Raw genomic sequence first — 16,531 nt, forward strand, 5'->3', positions numbered from 1 at the left:
CGGCCCGCCTGAAAGGGTTGGGTGACAGGTCCTGTAGATATTGATTATGGGACCAAAGAATACGAGATCGGCCTGAAGCTGTCGCTGCGATTTTCTCAGCCTCAAAATCTGAGGTGCAGGGGAAAAGATTAAATACTGCAGGTGACTACCTATATGGGCCGCTTAGGCATCGCATCCCTAAGGCTGCGACCCTGATTTAATGATGGGCCGACTTCCAGGTTGCGATATACGGAACAAGTGGAGACGCGAGTTTTTTCGTGTCTGACAATGGTCTTGGCGACTCAGCCAATTCCGATTGGTTCGGAATTAACAAAAACTTCCTAGAGAATTCTGGTTGATCCTGCCAGAGGTTACTGCTATCGAGGTTCGACTAAGCCATGCGAGTCGAATGTAGCAATACATGGCGAACTGCTCAGTAACACGTGGACAACCTGCCCTTAGGTTGGGTATAAACCCGGGAAACTGGGTATAATACCCGATAGGTCTCGATTGCTGGAATGCATCGAGATTTAAAGCTCCGGCGCCTAAGGATGGGTCTGCGGCCTATCAGGTAGTAGTGGGTGTAGCGTACCTACTAGCCTACGACGGGTACGGGTTGTGAGAGCAAGAGCCCGGAGATGGATTCTGAGACACGAATCCAGGCCCTACGGGGTGCAGCAGGCGCGAAAACTTTACAATGCTGGCAACAGCGATAAGGGAACCTCGAGTGCCAGGTTACAAATCTGGCTGTCGAGATGCCTAAAAAGCATTTCATAGCAAGGGCCGGGCAAGACCGGTGCCAGCCGCCGCGGTAACACCGGCGGCTCGAGTGGTAACCGTTATTATTGGGTCTAAAGGGTCTGTAGCCGGCCGGATAAGTCTCTTGAGAAATCTGGCAGCTTAACTGTCAGGCTTTCAGGAGATACTGTCTGGCTCGAGGCCGGGAGAGGTGAGAGGTACTTCAGGGGTAGGGGTGAAATCTTGTAATCCTTGAAGGACCACCAGTGGCGAAGGCGTCTCACCAGAACGGACCTGACGGCAAGGGACGAAAGCTAGGGGCACGAACCGGATTAGATACCCGGGTAGTCCTAGCCGTAAACGATACTCGCTAGGTGTCGGCCACGGTGCGACCGTTGTCGGTGCCGTAGGGAAGCCGTGAAGCGAGCCACCTGGGAAGTACGGCCGCAAGGCTGAAACTTAAAGGAATTGGCGGGGGAGCACCACAACGGGTGGAGCTTGCGGTTTAATTGGATTCAACGCCGGAAATCTTACCGGGACCGACAGCAATATGAAGGCCAGGCTGAAGACTTTGCCGGATTAGCTGAGAGGTGGTGCATGGCCGTCGTCAGTTCGTACTGTGAAGCATCCTGTTAAGTCAGGCAACGAGCGAGACCCACGCCCACAGTTGCCAGCGTACTCTCTGGAGTGACGGGTACACTGTGGGGACCGCCGCTGCTAAAGCGGAGGAAGGAATGGGCAACGGTAGGTCAGTATGCCCCGAATATCCCGGGCTACACGCGAGCTACAATGGTTGGTACAATGGGTATCTACCCCGAAAGGGGACGGGAATCTCCTAAAACCAATCTTAGTTCGGATTGAGGGCTGCAACTCGCCCTCATGAAGCTGGAATCCGTAGTAATCGCGTTTCAACAGAACGCGGTGAATACGTCCCTGCTCCTTGCACACACCGCCCGTCAAACCACCCGAGTAGGGTCTGAATGAGAGCGCTTTCTTTGGAGGCGTTCGAATTTGGGCTTTGCAAGGGGGGTTAAGTCGTAACAAGGTAGCCGTAGGGGAATCTGCGGCTGGATCACCTCCTAACGTTACGAGCATGAGAAATCTCATGCCTCTCTGAGCCAATCGGAAGCTGAAATGTCGATCAAGACCATGAAAAGCGAATCAAAAAAAGCGAAACTATCCAGCCAAATTGATAATCATCTGCTGGGCAGGATTTGGGGCTTGTAGCTCAGCTGGTAGAGCGCCGCCTTTGCAAGGCGGAGGCCCTGGGTCCGAATCCCAGCAAGTCCATTTGAACTAATGCACACATCGAGGCAGACTCGATGTGGAAGGGCCGAGGTCCGTAATCCGCAAGATTACGGTCCGAAGAAGCCGTGCACAAGCTTTGCGACCAGACGCTCACTGAGTTTAGTGGGGCATAAGCTGCTTATGCCAGCCAGGGGATGGCTCGGCTCAAGTGCTGAAGAAGGACGTGCCAAGCTGCGATAAGCCTCGGCGAGGCGCATGGAGCCATTGAACCGAGGATGTCCTAATGGGAAATCCTAAGTCTAAGACTTGATCCTCAAGGATCGGGAACGTCCCGGATTGAAACATCTTAGTAGGGACAGGAAGAGAAATCAACCGAGATACCGTCAGTAACGGCGAGTGAACGCGGTAGAGCCTAAACCGAATCCTGCAAGGGAGATGTGGTGTTATAAGCTGGTCTAAACGTTTTAATCTGGAAGTCGAAGTGGCCTGGAATGGCCTGCCATAGAGTGTGAGAGCCACGTAGTCGTAACAGATCAATACCGAGACCATGACTTGAGTACCGTGCGTCGGAAATCGCGCGGGAATTTGGGGGTCACCAACCTCCAAGGCTAAATACAACTTGAGACCGATAGCGTAGTAGTAGTGTGAACGAAAGCTGAAAAGTACCCCAAATAGGGAGGTGCAAAGAGCCTGAAATTGGCTGGCGATAGTGCGTTAGGGCGCCAAAGGATCTTTCTTTCGAAGGAAACGGTGGCAACGCCGCAGTACGAGAGAGACTGCCAGCGTTCTAACATGCGTTTTGAAGAACGAACCAGGGAGTGCATATTGGCGGCGAGGCTAATTCTTTAACAGAGGAAGCCGTAGCGAAAGCGACAAGCGCGCATGAGAAGAGGCGCGACGTATACAAGTGCGTGCAGTCGTCCGTATGCGACCCGAAGCCGGGCGATCTAGGCGTAGGTAGGTCGAAGCGTGGCGAAAGCTGCGTGGAGGACCGTTTGAGGTGTTGATATGCAAATCGCTCTCGTGACCCGCGTCTAGGGGTGAAAGTCCAATCGAGGTCGGAAATAGCTGGTTCCTCCCGAAACATATCGCAGTATGACCTGGTCTGAGATAGTCGGCGGAGTAGAGCACTGATTGGGGAAGCCGGACTCGAAAGGGTCTGTTCTCTTGTCAAACTCCAAAACCGCCGTCGTCGTAGACGACCAGCAGTCCGGGCTGGGGGGTAAGCTTCTAGTCCGTGAGGGAGACAACCCTGACCGTGGTTAAGGTCCCCAAATATCGGCCAAGTGTCAACACTTAAGGGAGTCCTGGGTCATAAACAACTGGGAGGTTAGCTTAGAAGCAGCTATCCTTTAAAGAGTGCGTAACAGCTCACCAGTCGAGATTCAGGGCCCCGAAAATGGACGGGGCTAAGCCGATTACCGATACCACGGAGCACCGCAAGGTGATCTAGTAGGGAGGCGCTCTGCGTGGGCAGAAGCATCTGCGTGAGCAGGTGTGGACCGCGTAGAGACGAAAATCCTGGTAGCAGTAGCAGCAAAATCGGGTGAGAATCCCGATCGCCGTAAGGGCCAGGGTTCCTCGGCAATGTTCGTCAGCCGAGGGTCAGTCGGTCCTAAGACGTACCTTAATCGGAGTACGCCAAATGGGAAACAGGTTAATATTCCTGTACCTTTCAACATTAAAACTGACGCTTCCGGATATGTCAAGCGTCCTTGCCTGGGCGTTCAATCGTATAATCCTGTGGAGAGCCGTAATGGCGAGAACCAGGAGAAAGCGTGATGACGTAAGTTGGCAAATTCCAGGAGTCCGTGAAAAGGGAGTTGAAAGTCCGTACCGAGATCCAACACTGGTGCCCCAAGCTGAGAAGGCTAAGGCGTTTCGGCATATGCTAGCTAAGGGAATTCGGCAAATTAGCCACGTAACTTCGGGATAAGTGGTGCCTGCTTTGCAAAAAGCAGGTCGCAGTGACGAGGGGACTCTAACTGTCTAATAACAACATAGGTGATTGCGAATCCGTAAGGACTAGTACAATCACTGAATCCTGCCCAGTGCAGGTACCTGAAAACCCGGTTCAACGGGAGGAAGGGCCTGTCAACGGCGGGGGTAACTATGACCCTCTTAAGGTAGCGTAGTACCTTGCCGCTTAATTGGCGGCTTGCATGAATGGAACAATGAGAGTCTCACTGTCCCTAGCTGGTACCCGGTGAACCTTACATTCCAGTGCAGAGTCTGGAGACCCCTAATGGGAAGTGAAGACCCCGTGGAGCTTTACTGCAGCCTGCCGTTGGGCTGTGGTTCTGATTGTAGAGCATAGGTAGGAGACGTCGAAGCTCGGGCGCCAGTCCGAGTGGAGTCGCCCTTGGAATACTACCCTTTCGGAGCCGCCGCCCTCACTCTGAGAAGAGGACCTCGGTAGGTGGGCAGTTTGGGTGGGGCGCCACGCCCTTGAAAAGATATCAAGGGCGCCCTAAGGTTGACTCAGTTGGGTCGGAAACCCAACAAAGAGTGTAAAGGCATAAGTCAGCCTGATGTTACCTCGCATAGCAAGAGGTGATAAGACGAAAGTCGGGCTTAGCGAACCTCTCAGCTCTCTTGGTGAGAGCGTTAGATGACAGAAAAGCTACCCCGGGGATAACAGAGTCGTCACCGGCAAGAGCACATATCGACCCGGTGGCTTGCTACCTCGATGTCGGTTCTTTCCATCCTGGCCGTGCAGCAGCGGCCAAGGGTGAGGTTGTTCGCCTATTAAAGGAGATCGTGAGCTGGGTTTAGACCGTCGTGAGACAGGTCGGTTACTATCTGTTAGGGGTGTATTGCGGTCTGAGGGCAGGTTGGTTTTAGTACGAGAGGAACAAACCAACGGCACCTCTGGTCTATCGGTTGTCTGGCAAGGCATGCCGAGCAGCTACGTGCTCGCGGATAAGGGCTGAAAGCATCTAAGCCCGAAACCGCCCCTGAAAAGAGACCGCTTAGAGTACTCGTAAAAGACGAGTTTGATAGAGCTGGTGTGTACGCACCAAGGCAACGAGGTGTTCAGCTCGCAGCTACTAACAACTCTGCAGCGCTCCGCTAAACTCGGGCGAAATCTGTGTCGCAAAGCAACGATATGCACGGCTTATAAGCCAAGATCCCTGGACTTAGGTCTAGGGTGGCAGAAATACCGGTTCGATTCCGGATCTTGGAATCGAGCATGGCGGCCAGAGCGACAGGGAAACTCCTGAACCCATTCCGAACTCAGAAGATAAGCCTGTCCACGTTCTGCATTGTACTTAGGTGCGCGAGCCCTCGGGAACTGTAGATCGCTGCCATGCTCACCTAATATCTTTTTATTAGAGCTTCAAGCCGAGCTTGGGCTCCAGAATTACTGCACATTAAACCCAACTTATCCTCGCTGCACGGATGACGGTTTCCATCTTATCGATACTGCACGGTCGATCGGGCTGCTGTGCGCCCGGAAAGGCGGCCGGACGGAGAGCTGCCGTGCTCACCTAACTTTCTTTTTTAACCACAACTGGAGCTTAGGGCTCTCCGAATTGCTATTATATTGAATCGAAGGACCAGCAATTTCGGTTTCACAAATCCCAGGCAACCATGCAGCATTTCGCCCCAAGGGGCGCGAGCCCTCGAGAGGTGACAGACATTTGCCCAATCTGCAACTAGGGATTGCGGATTACTTACTATCACGAATACAAAACGTGGTCCATTATAGTCGTACAAGATCAAAGGAGGAATTTCATAGTCAAAGCAGATCTTCAAGCTCTTCTCTTTTTATTCCTGCATCTTCCAAAATCTGTATGAGTGTGCCTCTTGCTATATCCTGGTCGCTATGGGAAGGAACTGTGACCCTTCTCTTCGTTTCCGGATGAGCAAAGATATAATGGCTCCCCGTAACTCTCTTCAGTACGAAACCTTTCTTTTCAATAATCGCTATGACTTTCTGAGGAGTTAGAGATGGCAGCTTAGGCATGGGCCTCCACTGTCAGCCTGCACTCGATGAGATCCTCTTCTACAGGAATTGCCTCGCCGTCTTCTATCAGGCTTTCAATATAGCCATTGATTGCATCCCTGGCCATCTCGATCGCCTCTTCCACTGTCTTTCCATAGGTGATGCACCCGGGAAGTGCCGGGACTAAAACAGTATAGCCGCCTTCAGGTTCCTTGCGCAGAGTGATCCGATAGCTGAGAGTTCTCATATCTAATATAGATCACTGACAAATGAAATATAACTTGCGGCTATTGGGGATCACTCAGGCCAGTGTTTTCAGCAAGACCATCATCAGTATCTCGATATAGCAGGGGTGCAAGCTCCGAGGATACAATAGTCCCTATTCCATGCTGAATTAGAGCTCCCCAATCACTGCCATCATAAATCCATGCAACCATATCGCATCCCACCCCACAGGGGCGCGAGCCCTCGGGATAGGACAGACATTATCCCAAACCGGAACCATGGCTCCCGTATCATCGCTGTCCTATATCCAGGTAGCCTGCCGTATCCCTTGAAGGATATCGCTTGGGAACGAATTGGTTTTGGTGTTGCTAAGAGGATTTAGAGCATTGGTCAATCTATACGCAGCGAAATCCTGGAAAACTATTCAGATCAGATGCCAGATAATTATAATAACTTCGAAAATTCATCAACGCTCATACCAGCCTGCCTGATGATCGCCCGCAGCGTTCCTCGATCAAGCTCTCTGTGATTAGGAACAATGACCTGTGAGAAAGGATCATCTCGTCTCAGGACAATGTGGCTTCCTTCCTGACGTTTGAAGTAGAATCCGATCTTCTAAAGGGCTTTGACACAGTCCTGACCGGAAACCACGGGCAATTTGCTCATGCAACTGCCAAAAGTGCATCGAAGCGTTCCTCTGGGACGGCAATCCCATCCTCTTTTAATGCATCTATGTATGCTTGAATTGCCTCTTTGGTATTATTAAGGGCCTCCTCTTTGGTTCTTCCCTGGCTGATGCATCCGGGAAGGCTAGGAACTTCCGCTACCCAGCAGCCATCTTCGCCTGGATAGATGATCACTTGTCGCATGGTTCTTTATCTCCCCTTCACCATATATTTACCTATGTTCTGATAGCTGCCATATTCACCTGATCTTCTTCAGCCGCTCGTTAACCATATCAGCATCAAAATACTCGGGATCAAATTTCCCTCCCACCCACATCAACATATCCTTATGCTCTGGATGGCTTCTATCTCTGAGGGTCTTCAGGAGATGGTAGTATCCACTTTCTCCACCACAATCCTCGGGAGGTGCAGAACGCTTTCCCTTCAAGCAGACAGGATGCTCCAGTTCCTCTTCAGGCTTGAAGATCTTCTCCACCAAGATCGTGTGACTCCAGCTATCTCCAAAGTCATATTCATAAACGAACTTGAACTTCTCCCCGGGTATGATTCTATCCAGCCTGAACTTTTTCTCGTCCTTGAAATCATCGCCAAGCATATCAGCTTCCCTGGAGATGATGCTGTAGCTCTCACCATCTATCAAGAACTGGTGCAGATGGCAGTCATACCAGCCCATGACCTCCTGCAGGATCTTGTGTAGCTTGAACAACGATATATCCCCCCGAACCTGAATCCTTCTCCAGATCGGCGGCCTTATTCTATCAAGGGTCACCTTGAGTTGATAAATTGCCATAGGCTCTGAAAGACCTGAAGAGCCCTTAGTTTTTTTTACCATAATCCCTGATTGGGGTTCTCTATAGATATCATTATTGATCTGCGGATAGGAATTTCATACCCATTCGGTTGCCTGATGAGCGCTGGATACACTTGACTGAAGGTCACTCTGCGAAGGACGAAGCAGGAAGTTCTTATCCACTAGAACATAGTAGTTCACGGACACTTACAAATAGCATAGATATTATTAATGATTGGGTGAGTTTTTATGATCTATAAAGAGCTTGGCGCCGTCATACTGGTCTTGGGATTGCTCCTCTCAACAGGCATTATCGCTGGCCAGGATGCTGATCCTCTCAAACAGGAAGTTGCAGCTCTTGAACAAGGAGCTTTGGACGATATTGCTTTTTCGCCCCAGAATACAAGCGGAGAGGCTTTATGGAGGCTAGTCTGTGCATCGGATGCTGTCAACGCGAATTTCACCAAAATTGAGACAGCACTTATGGATGCCAGCATAGCCCTTTCAGATACAGGAATCGATGGGCCTGATGCTAGAGAAATCCTATCAAGACTCATGCTGGCCGACTCTTCTGCAATTGATTGTGTTACAATCGATCCTACCGGCACAGTACGGGAGGTGGAGCCATCATCATTTGAAAGCGTGAAGGGAGAGAATTTGAAGAACCAGGAGCATATAAATAATACTATTGATACTGGGCTCTATTCAGGATTCCATCTCATAAAGGCAGTTGAGGGCGTATATGCAATCGACTCGGAGATGCCTGTTTTTGACCGGAATGGAACTCTCATTGGGACCGTCAGCTTTCTGTTTAACAACAGCCAGTTTTTTGATAACGTTCTTTCTCCCTTCCAGCCTGGCGGAAACTCCAAGATATGGATAGCCAGAGCAGATGATGCAACGAAATTGTACGACACAGATCCGTCTCAGATATTGCTCAATAAAAGCTCTCAAATATATCAGAATTTTCCACAGCTTTTAGAGCTCTCGAATAGGATAAGCGTGGAGAGAACGGGTTATGGAACATACGAATTCTTAGACCAATCTCATGGAGAAACGATAAGGAAAGGCTGCTACTGGACGACCATTCCTAACAATGGTATGCAGATGAGAATTATTCTAACGCTTGATCTCCAATAGACCTTGCTGGACTGAATCAGTGTGGCTCAGATATCGGGCTGGTGCATAATAATATCCAAACCAGCCCTTCACTTCTTGCTACTGCGGAAAAAGGATTTTTAGTGGGCAGACGATGCTTTTATTCTATGGAATTTATCAATGGAAGCTATCGCTGGTTTTCCCTGCTCGAGATACGACATCTCGATTTCATCGTCGGAGATGATAGTTCCAAAGCCATATCCCTTGCTCTCGGCGATATAAAACGTTTTATTATCTGCACCAATTGCTCCTGCGAAGGCCTCCACAATCTCTTCTCCTTCGTGCATATAGGTTATGTTTCCTGTGATGAGGCGGTCTGTCTGCTCAACGACGATAAGAGTGACCCTATCATCTTCCACCAGATCATATGCACCATCACCAACAAAATATGCCGTCGCCGATCCAGTCCAGTTGCCCACGAGGTCTGGAACTTGAGCTGTGCATATTCCCGTAATTAGGATGATCAGAAAGATTAGCCAAATCCTTTGCATTGATCTCATTGCACCACTTTTTTTATCATAAACCACCGTTCTATATATTAATAGCGGCTCAAAGTTATCCAATTGCCGCGGAACAAAATTTTCCGCCATTCTTAAAGCTTTCTCCTTTATCAATTGCATCAGCTCTACATCAGCCATTTGACATTGAGGATGGGGCAGCCCATATACTGAAACCTATTTTCCTTCATCCATTAGGTTTTTCGGCCATTTCCTAAGTCTTTTCGGATCACTGATTTATGGCCCTAATGATATCAACAGATCTCATATTGATACTAAGGTCTGAGAGGTGAAAGCTGCATAATGTCAAAATTAAAAAGGCTAAATGAGATGATGCCAGGCGAGAGAGGAAGGGTTGCAGTCGTGTCTTCAAGCGGTGCTCTCCGCTGCAGGATGATGGAGATGGGGCTTGTAAAGGGCGCAGAGCTGGAGGTGGTAAGGCTCGCTCCTTCAGGCGATCCCGTGGAGATTCTCCTCAAGGGCTACAGCCTCGCTCTTCGAAAGAGGGAAGCCGTGAACATAACTTTGGTGGTGGACTGACTTGATCAGCACGGGATCGATATCTGGAGGCAGTCTGCCTCTGGCCTTCCTCCCGGAGGGCAGAGCAGGAACTGTGCTTGAAATTCGGGGCGGGCACGGAGCTGTGAGACATCTCGAGGATATGGGCTTCGCCCCTCCTGCCAGAGTTTTAGTCCTAAAGTCCTGCCCGCCGGGTGCCATGCTTGTGATGGTGAAGGATTCAAGAATTGCCCTTGGGCGGGGCATAGCCATGAAGATACTTGTTAAAGGGGTTGATGATCCATGATTCGAGCAGCACTTATCGGCAATCCCAATGTCGGAAAGACTGAGATTTTCAATCGCCTGACTGGGCTATCCCAGAATGTGGGCAACTTTCCCGGCGTAACGGTTGAGAAGAAGGCAGGACGGCTGGTTCATAAGGGACAGCAGATCGAGTTGGTGGACCTGCCAGGCACCTACAGCCTCACCGCTCATGCCGTTGACGAGCTTGTGGCCAGGGACTACATCGTTATAGAGAGACCGGATGTCATCGTTGATATAGTGGACGGAAGCAACCTGGAGAGGAACCTTTACCTCACAATGCTCTTGCTTGAAATGGATGCCAACCTGGTCATTGCTTTGAACAGATGGGATATGGTAGCAGCCAGAGATACGAGGATAGATGTGGAGAAGCTCTCCCGGCTGTTGGGCTGCCCGGTAGTTCCGACGGCTGCAATCACCGGCGAGGGCCTGAAAGAGCTGAAGGATTCGATAGTCGATGTCGCAGGGCAGAAAAGGGCGGAAGGTCCCAAATCTGCAATAAATTACGGAGACGATATCGAGCAGCTAATAAACAAAGTTGAGGAGGTAATCAAAGAGTGCACAGCGCTCAATGGGAAATATCCAAAGAGATGGCTGGCCATAAAGATGCTAGAGGGAGATGAGAGGGTCATGGAACAGACGAGAGCCGATCTATCATCGTCCCAGCTGGCGAAGATTCTATGCATAATCAAAGCCGGAGAGGCGGCAATAAAATGAGCGAATACGCTGAAAACCTGAGCTCTGCCCTTGCGCAAAGGAGATACGAGAGGATAGCATCGATAATGGACTCTACTGTTAAGAAGGGCAGCGAAGAAATATTTACTTTATCGGATATGCTGGACCAGGTATTCTTGAATAAGTATCTGGGCGTACCGATATTCCTGACAATGCTCTGGACGATGTTCCAGTTCGCATTTGCCGTTTCAGAGCCGTTTGTGGTCATTATCGAGAAGATCTTTGAAATGCTCGGGGCCTGGTCGGATCAGATCATATCCAATCCCCATCTGGCATCCTTTGTCTCCTTGGGCATAATCGGCGGCCTGGGATCGGTGCTGGTCTTCATTCCGCCGATCTTCGGCCTCTTTCTGGCGCTCTCGATTCTGGAGGACAGCGGATATATGGCGCGAGCCGCTTTCGTGATGGACCGGTTCATGTATCACCTGGGCCTGCACGGTCGTTCGTTCATACCGCTGATGATCGGCTTTGGCTGCAACGTCCCGGCAATCATGGCCGCCCGCAGCATGGATAACGAAAAGGATAGGATGATCACAATGCTGATCTCCCCACTCATCAGCTGCAGCGCCAGGCTTCCTGTGTACGTGCTGATAGCCGGAGCGCTTTACGGTGCGGCTTATGCTGGAACAGCCGTTTTTGCCGTATATGCTCTGGGAATCATGCTAGCGGTTGCAATGGCCCTGATATTTAGAAGGACCCTCTTCAAGGGAGAGCCTTCGCCCTTCGTCTTGGAGCTGCCCACATATGCCGTGCCGAAAGCGCGTACTGCCATCCTCCATATGTGGTCACGGGGCAAAATGTTCCTGAAAAAGGCGGGAACGATCATATTTGGAGCTGCCATCCTTGTTTGGTTCCTATCTGTTCATCCCTGGGAGGCGACATCCGGCGGCCAGGTGATAGCTGAATCCTACATCGCCTGGATAGGACATGCAATTGAGCCGCTGTTTCAGCCCTTCGGGTGGGACTGGATGGCCGCCGTAGCGCTCCTGTTCGGCCTTGTCGCTAAAGAGGTGGTAGTCGGTACCTACGGCATTTTGCTTGGAGCCGAGGAGGCCAGCCTGGGAGATGCGCTGGTGAGCCAGGGGGTCTTCACGCCGCTAACAGGCTTCGCATTCATGGCCTTTGTACTGATATACGTGCCATGCGTTGCAGTTATCGGGACGATTGCGAAGGAGACGAACTCGATTCGATGGCCTGCCTTTGCACTTGTATACCAAACAGCGCTTGCCTTCATCATCGCAGGTATGATCATCGGTGCGGGAAGGCTATTGGGATTGAGCTAGAGCCGCTTAAGGCCGATAAATGGCGATTATGGAAACAAAATATGAAAGAATTTAGCGTTAGAACAGGAAGATTGCTGGGCATATACGCCCTTGTGTTGGGAGTCGGATACGGAGCACAAGCCCTTGCAGAAACGATTGGAGGCCGGGAATCGTTCCCAGGAGGAATTTTGAGCATTGCGGTTCTTCTGGTGATATCGGCGACATATCTGATGGGAGCAAAGAGCCTCGTTGCAGGCCGAAGAGAAGGGCTGTCCTTTCTCATGGGAGGACTTTTCCTCTCAGGAGCCGTGGGTGGGCTCTATCTGCTTATGACGGGAGCAGACTGGCTAATGTACCTCCTGGGAGAGGTGGAGGATTTCGCGCTGCTGTCCGAGATCTCTCCAGCCACTGTCCTCCTGATCGTAGCGCTGCCTTTGGTGCCGATGATGAGGAAGATGACCAGAGGAATGGCCTGGTAAATAAATGCGGCCTGATAAGCGATACGGCTAGTGAACGGTGCGAGGCCGCAAAGATTGAAATTGCAGGAATATTGATATTAACGTCGATCAAATTTACCTAGAGTAGATATGAAAAGCGATTTATCCAGAAAGGCGGAGGACTACCTTGAGGCTGTCTACGTCATATCCCAGGAGAAGGGGCATGTCAGGATCAGGGATATCTGCAAGGAGCTGGGAACCAAGCCACCTTCGGTCGTAGAGATGGTCAAAAAGCTGAACGATCGGGGATATCTCATCTACAAGAAGAACGAAGGACTATATCTTACCGCAGAAGGCGAGGAGATCGGACGCATCATCAAGGACCGTCATGACACGATATTTGCATTCCTGAAGTTCATCGGCGTCCCTGAACAGGTTGCGGACGAGGATGCCTGCGTGATCGAGCATGAGCTCCACACCAAGACCGTGGAGCAGATAAAGAGCCTTGTGAGCTTCATCGAGACCGCTCCCGATCATCCCCAATGGCTGGATCACTTCGCCATTTTCTGCGAATTGGGAAAGCATCCCTGCATCAAGGATGCGAGGCTTAGTCAGACCATGGCAGCTCAAATGGGAGCAGAAATGCGAAGGAAAGCAGATCACTGCGGGAGCAATGATTGATTATAGCTGAATGAAAAAGCGCTTTTTGGGTTAGAAATAAATGGTCACAAAAGCTTATGGAGCGTGCGACCCCAATTATGCAGAAAGGAGGCAGCACGCTATTTTCTTGTTGATTCATCGATCTAATTGCGGCCGATCTCACCCAGATATGTTTTGCTTGTGGCATTTGTGGCATTTGATTCCGATGCGTAGATTCCTGCACCAAGCCACCAGTTATTGTCAACGCTCCTGACATAGCCCAGCTTGAGTTCTTCCTCCATATTCTTGCTGGGATTGGCATAGAGGTAATACAGATAGCCTCTCCCTCTCTTTGCCTGATCAATGCTATTTTGTACGAATCGCACGCCATTTTCGTCTTTTGCATCCAAGCGGTCTGATCCTAAAAGCTCAGGCTGATAGGGCAGCGACAGCACTGTGCCATTGAAGTCGTAGGCAAAGATGTAGAGGTTCCCTCGAACGAATGAGCTGTTCCTGTCATTGAATGCCTGCAGAGCCGCATCTCTTCCGTTCTCCTCTGCGTATTTTGCCGCTTCATCCACGAAGGGTACCAGATTCTCTCTTGACTCTAGTGGAAAGAAGACCGGAAGATCTGATAAATAGACGCCAGAGCCCACCCACCAGTTTTCATCAACCTTGGCCGCATAGCCGATCTTCAGCTCATCTTCGGAGCCATGATCCGGATTAGGAAATATGAAATAAGTAGAGTCCTCGCCTCTGCGGGAGCAGTCAGCCAGGTCTTTTATCAAGGCCACTCCATTCGGATCAGTCAAATTGATCTTGTCTTCGCCTATAAAATCAGGGCGGAAGGGATGAGCGACATTTATCCCCTGAAAATCGTACGCATAAATGTACAGATCCCCTCGCACGAACTCGCCAGTCTTATTGCTGAATTGCTGACATGCACTCTCTCTATCCTCTTCACGTGCATAATCACGAGCTTCCTTTACGAAATCGACAAGTTCTGAAATTGATGAACTATTATTCATAGACTTGCTGGTTTTGTCTTCTGCAGCTGATGCGCTGAGTACAATGGCTGTGAAAACGAAAAGCATTGCCCAAAGAGCTATTAGTCTCATAGTTGCTGCAGAATGCATAGATTCATTTAATCGTTTCGGTGGATTTAGATTTTTCAAACTTCAATTCATAAGCTAGAATTCCTGATATGTTAGGATCATGCTGTATTTTCTAATTTAATTTGGGTTAATTGGAAATATGCCTAATATTAGAGGGTAGCGTATCATTTTTGCTGTAAAATTTGCAGAAATATCAGTAACAAGAACTGACTTGCTCTTCACGAGATAACAGCAAGTTATTTCTTCATGAGATATTATAATTGGCCCTGTATCCCCAAGTCGTCGAAACTTTGGGAGGGACACAGAGCCATGAATATATCCGACATAGCAGATGATTATCTTATCGATCGAAAAGAGGGCATGAAGAAGCTGACCGCGGGTTTTCTGAATGAGGTAATGCAGCTTGAGGCTGAAAATCAAATCCAGGCCCGTCCCTATGAACGGACTGGCAAGAGACGAGCACACCGCAACGGAACGAGATCGCGAAAACTAAAGACCATCTACGGCGAGATAGAGCTTGATAAACCTCAAATCCGAGAATTCCCATTCGAAACCGCAGTATTCGAGAGATTTTCTCGTGTGGAAGACTCATTAAGAGTTGCTGTAGCAGAATCTTATTTTGAGGGAGTATCAACCAGAAAAGTCGAGAAAGTATTCTCGAAGTTTGGATTAAAGAACATATCTGCATCTGAAGTCTCAAGAATTGCTAAAAAGCTGGATAAATTGGTCAAAGATTTCTTGAACAGGCCCATCGAAGGATCAATCCCCTACATATTCGTGGATGCAAGCTACTTCAAGGTCCGAACAGATGGCAGATACGTAAATAAGGCATTGCTCGTTGTCGTTGCCATTCATGATGATGGATATCGCGAGATCCTCAGTGCCACGGTGGATGATAGCGAAGATGAATCCTGTTGGGAAAACTGTTTTGAAAGCTTGAAGGCTCGAGGACTTAAAGGAGTCAAATTGGTGATATCTGATGCGCATAAAGGGATACAAGCAGCCGTCCAGAAGTCATTTCTTGGAGCATCTTGGCAAATGTGTAATGTTCACTTTATGCGTGCTGTGCTCAAGAACATACCTAAGAAAGAGAAAAAGGAGGTCGCCTACATGCTGAAGGATGCTATTGAAGATGAGTTCAAGATGCAGGAGCTGGCTGTCATTCTTGATGATAAAGGATTCAAAAAGTCGGCGGATACGATTGATAGCTTCCGATTTGACCTTTGGAACTATAAATCGTTTCCCAGATCGCACTGGAAAAGGATCCGAACAACTAACGTCCTGGAGAGAATCAACAAGGAGCTGAAACGAAGAAGTCGTGTGGCTGGAGCCTATTCAAATGATCAGTCGCTTCTGAGGGTGGCGGTTTGCATCATGATGGACATTAACGAGGATTGGATAACAGGTAAAAGGTATTTATCATTGGAAGAGTAGAGTGGAATCAGGATACAGGGCCACTGTGAAATTACAGCAGATATGGCACGCTACCTATTAGAGTTACATCTTGCGGATGCAGTTGCATCTGGTTTAAAATAGAGGTATTGAAAATGAATGCATTGAATGGCTCAATTGTCATCGCCATGGCAGCTTTGGTGATGATCATAGCTCCTGCCGCGGCAGCTGATGAAAGCAGCAATTTCACCGTCGACGATATCAGCAATTTCTTCCACGCCATGCAAAAGACAGACTTCGGGGATATTGAGATATCAGGAAACAACATCACATTCTATAGCCCGGAAGGCTCTGTCAAATGCAAGGGCGAATACGATTACGTGGGATCCAAGACCATAGACTTTCAGGGATATCCGGTAGAGTGGCATATGTTCAATTTGCGATCGGACAAAGAAGGCTGCTTGGAATACAAACACGTGATAGCGACCGCGGTTCACGATGAGGCCGGGCTTACTCACTGGCATATGAGATACGGCAAGCTGTGCTTTGATATCTTGATGGAAAATCCTGCTTACGGGATGTGGTATCCAACCATGGCTGCCAACGGGACCAATTCCGAAATGGTCTCAAACGCCTACAGTGCCGAGGCTCAGATGATCGGGGCATTTGCCGTCGCAGCCAAACAAGCCTCCAACAACACTCTCTCTCTTGAAAAATGGAGCGGAAGGTGGGTTAACACGGAGCAGCTGCTGGATGATCCTCTCATGGATCCGGTCTACGAGGCGGCAGCCAATACTGCGAATTCTCTGGGCGAGAAGAGCGTTTCGAACTAATTTTATTATTTTTAATGGAGTATTGGTAT

At 49.5% G+C, this 16,531-nt stretch carries 16 protein-coding genes, 1 tRNA gene and 3 rRNA genes; 13 read left to right on the plus strand and 7 right to left on the minus strand.

The window, feature by feature from the left end:
* Positions 1-327: 327 nt before the first annotated feature.
* The 4 genes from MCON_RS01425 (at position 328) to rrf (ending at position 5,279) form a co-directional block, all read left to right on the plus strand.
* Positions 328-1,798, plus strand: a 16S ribosomal RNA gene (locus MCON_RS01425).
* A gap of 136 nt (positions 1,799-1,934) precedes the next feature.
* A tRNA-Ala gene (locus MCON_RS01430) sits at positions 1,935-2,007 on the plus strand.
* Positions 2,008-2,133: 126 nt separating this feature from the next.
* Positions 2,134-5,036 (plus strand): 23S ribosomal RNA (locus MCON_RS01435).
* 121 nt (positions 5,037-5,157) lie between these two features.
* Positions 5,158-5,279 (plus strand): 5S ribosomal RNA (rrf, locus tag MCON_RS01440).
* The 16S, 23S and 5S rRNA genes sit together here with 1 tRNA gene alongside, the layout of an rRNA operon.
* A 428-nt stretch (positions 5,280-5,707) precedes the next feature.
* Here rrf and MCON_RS01445 read toward each other — a convergent pair.
* The 5 genes from MCON_RS01445 to MCON_RS01460 all read right to left on the minus strand — a co-directional run bounded on the left by MCON_RS01445 (position 5,708) and on the right by MCON_RS01460 (position 7,615).
* Positions 5,708-5,935 (minus strand): type II toxin-antitoxin system HicA family toxin, encoded by a 228-nt coding sequence (locus tag MCON_RS01445; protein WP_013718272.1) that lies wholly within the window; start codon positions 5,933-5,935, stop codon positions 5,708-5,710.
* Positions 5,928-6,161, minus strand: coding sequence for a type II toxin-antitoxin system HicB family antitoxin (locus MCON_RS01450; protein WP_013718273.1), 234 nt, complete (start codon positions 6,159-6,161; stop codon positions 5,928-5,930). Before MCON_RS01450 ends, MCON_RS01445 begins: the two co-directional genes overlap by 8 nt.
* Before the next feature lie 422 nt (positions 6,162-6,583).
* Positions 6,584-6,751 (minus strand): type II toxin-antitoxin system HicA family toxin, encoded by a 168-nt coding sequence (locus tag MCON_RS17035; RefSeq protein ID WP_232844362.1) that lies wholly within the window; start codon positions 6,749-6,751, stop codon positions 6,584-6,586.
* Positions 6,752-6,801: 50 nt separating this feature from the next.
* Positions 6,802-7,008 carry a type II toxin-antitoxin system HicB family antitoxin gene (locus MCON_RS01455; RefSeq protein ID WP_013718274.1) on the minus strand — a complete coding sequence of 69 codons (207 nt, stop codon included), beginning with the start codon at positions 7,006-7,008 and terminating at the stop codon, positions 6,802-6,804.
* Positions 7,009-7,063: 55 nt separating this feature from the next.
* Positions 7,064-7,615, minus strand: coding sequence for a plasmid pRiA4b ORF-3 family protein (locus MCON_RS01460; RefSeq protein WP_157863617.1), 552 nt, complete (start codon positions 7,613-7,615; stop codon positions 7,064-7,066).
* Positions 7,616-7,864: 249 nt separating this feature from the next.
* On the opposite strand from MCON_RS01460, the gene MCON_RS01465 reads away from it, so the two are divergent.
* Positions 7,865-8,755, plus strand: a complete 891-nt coding sequence (locus tag MCON_RS01465) for a cache domain-containing protein (RefSeq protein ID WP_013718276.1) — start codon at positions 7,865-7,867, stop codon at positions 8,753-8,755.
* 98 nt (positions 8,756-8,853) lie between these two features.
* Here the strand turns inward: MCON_RS01465 and MCON_RS15025 are convergent, their stop codons facing one another.
* The gene (locus MCON_RS15025; protein ID WP_052297507.1) at positions 8,854-9,411 is read right to left on the minus strand and encodes a hypothetical protein; all 558 of its coding nucleotides are present in this window, start codon (positions 9,409-9,411) and stop codon (positions 8,854-8,856) included.
* Positions 9,412-9,573: 162 nt separating this feature from the next.
* Here MCON_RS15025 and MCON_RS01475 point away from each other — a divergent pair, with 162 nt between their 5' ends.
* The 6 genes from MCON_RS01475 to MCON_RS01495 all read left to right on the plus strand — a co-directional run bounded on the left by MCON_RS01475 (position 9,574) and on the right by MCON_RS01495 (position 13,204).
* Entirely contained in the window at positions 9,574-9,810 is a 237-nt protein-coding gene (locus MCON_RS01475) for a FeoA family protein (protein WP_048131660.1), read from the plus strand.
* A 1-nt stretch (position 9,811) separates the two neighbouring features.
* A complete protein-coding gene (locus tag MCON_RS01480) occupies positions 9,812-10,075 on the plus strand; it encodes a FeoA family protein (RefSeq protein WP_013718279.1) in 264 nt (87 codons plus the stop codon).
* Complete coding sequence (locus tag MCON_RS16525; RefSeq protein ID WP_202795815.1) at positions 10,072-10,806, plus strand: FeoB small GTPase domain-containing protein; 735 nt, start codon at positions 10,072-10,074, stop codon at positions 10,804-10,806. The genes MCON_RS01480 and MCON_RS16525 overlap by 4 nt, the downstream gene beginning before the upstream one ends.
* Positions 10,803-12,107, plus strand: a complete 1,305-nt coding sequence (feoB, locus tag MCON_RS16530; protein ID WP_202795816.1) for a ferrous iron transport protein B — start codon at positions 10,803-10,805, stop codon at positions 12,105-12,107. The genes MCON_RS16525 and feoB overlap by 4 nt, the downstream gene beginning before the upstream one ends.
* Positions 12,108-12,274: 167 nt before the next feature.
* Entirely contained in the window at positions 12,275-12,565 is a 291-nt protein-coding gene (locus MCON_RS01490) for a hypothetical protein (protein ID WP_013718280.1), read from the plus strand.
* A gap of 108 nt (positions 12,566-12,673) precedes the next feature.
* Positions 12,674-13,204, plus strand: a complete 531-nt coding sequence (locus MCON_RS01495) for a metal-dependent transcriptional regulator (RefSeq protein WP_013718281.1) — start codon at positions 12,674-12,676, stop codon at positions 13,202-13,204.
* 122 nt (positions 13,205-13,326) lie between these two features.
* Here the strand turns inward: MCON_RS01495 and MCON_RS01500 are convergent, their stop codons facing one another.
* Entirely contained in the window at positions 13,327-14,280 is a 954-nt protein-coding gene (locus MCON_RS01500) for a cache domain-containing protein (RefSeq protein WP_013718282.1), read from the minus strand.
* 306 nt (positions 14,281-14,586) lie between these two features.
* Here MCON_RS01500 and MCON_RS01505 point away from each other — a divergent pair, with 306 nt between their 5' ends.
* Entirely contained in the window at positions 14,587-15,711 is a 1,125-nt protein-coding gene (locus MCON_RS01505) for an IS256-like element ISMco4 family transposase (protein WP_013718283.1), read from the plus strand.
* A 113-nt stretch (positions 15,712-15,824) separates the two neighbouring features.
* The gene (locus MCON_RS01510) at positions 15,825-16,502 is read left to right on the plus strand and encodes a ZinT/AdcA family metal-binding protein (protein WP_013718284.1); all 678 of its coding nucleotides are present in this window, start codon (positions 15,825-15,827) and stop codon (positions 16,500-16,502) included.
* The last annotated feature ends 29 nt before the right edge of the window (positions 16,503-16,531 follow it).

Origin of the sequence: Methanothrix soehngenii GP6, assembly GCF_000204415.1 — an archaeon.
Taxonomy (GTDB): Archaea; Halobacteriota; Methanosarcinia; order Methanotrichales; family Methanotrichaceae; genus Methanothrix; species Methanothrix soehngenii.

Bases quoted from the DNA above. Each gene is read 5' to 3' on its own strand.
- MCON_RS01445 (WP_013718272.1), bottom strand. From the start codon at position 5,935: ATGCCTAAGCTGCCATCTCTAACTCCTCAGAAAGTCATAGCGATTATT.
- MCON_RS01450 (WP_013718273.1), bottom strand. From the start codon at position 6,161: ATGAGAACTCTCAGCTATCGGATCACTCTGCGCAAGGAACCTGAAGGC.
- MCON_RS01455 (WP_013718274.1), bottom strand. From the start codon at position 7,008: ATGCGACAAGTGATCATCTATCCAGGCGAAGATGGCTGCTGGGTAGCG.
- MCON_RS01460 (WP_157863617.1), bottom strand. From the start codon at position 7,615: ATGGCAATTTATCAACTCAAGGTGACCCTTGATAGAATAAGGCCGCCG.
- MCON_RS01465 (WP_013718276.1), top strand. From the start codon at position 7,865: ATGATCTATAAAGAGCTTGGCGCCGTCATACTGGTCTTGGGATTGCTC.
- MCON_RS15025 (WP_052297507.1), bottom strand. From the start codon at position 9,411: ATGGCTGATGTAGAGCTGATGCAATTGATAAAGGAGAAAGCTTTAAGA.
- MCON_RS01475 (WP_048131660.1), top strand. From the start codon at position 9,574: ATGTCAAAATTAAAAAGGCTAAATGAGATGATGCCAGGCGAGAGAGGA.
- MCON_RS16525 (WP_202795815.1), top strand. From the start codon at position 10,072: ATGATTCGAGCAGCACTTATCGGCAATCCCAATGTCGGAAAGACTGAG.
- feoB (WP_202795816.1), top strand. From the start codon at position 10,803: ATGAGCGAATACGCTGAAAACCTGAGCTCTGCCCTTGCGCAAAGGAGA.
- MCON_RS01495 (WP_013718281.1), top strand. From the start codon at position 12,674: ATGAAAAGCGATTTATCCAGAAAGGCGGAGGACTACCTTGAGGCTGTC.
- MCON_RS01500 (WP_013718282.1), bottom strand. From the start codon at position 14,280: ATGAGACTAATAGCTCTTTGGGCAATGCTTTTCGTTTTCACAGCCATT.
- MCON_RS01505 (WP_013718283.1), top strand. From the start codon at position 14,587: ATGAATATATCCGACATAGCAGATGATTATCTTATCGATCGAAAAGAG.
- MCON_RS01510 (WP_013718284.1), top strand. From the start codon at position 15,825: ATGAATGCATTGAATGGCTCAATTGTCATCGCCATGGCAGCTTTGGTG.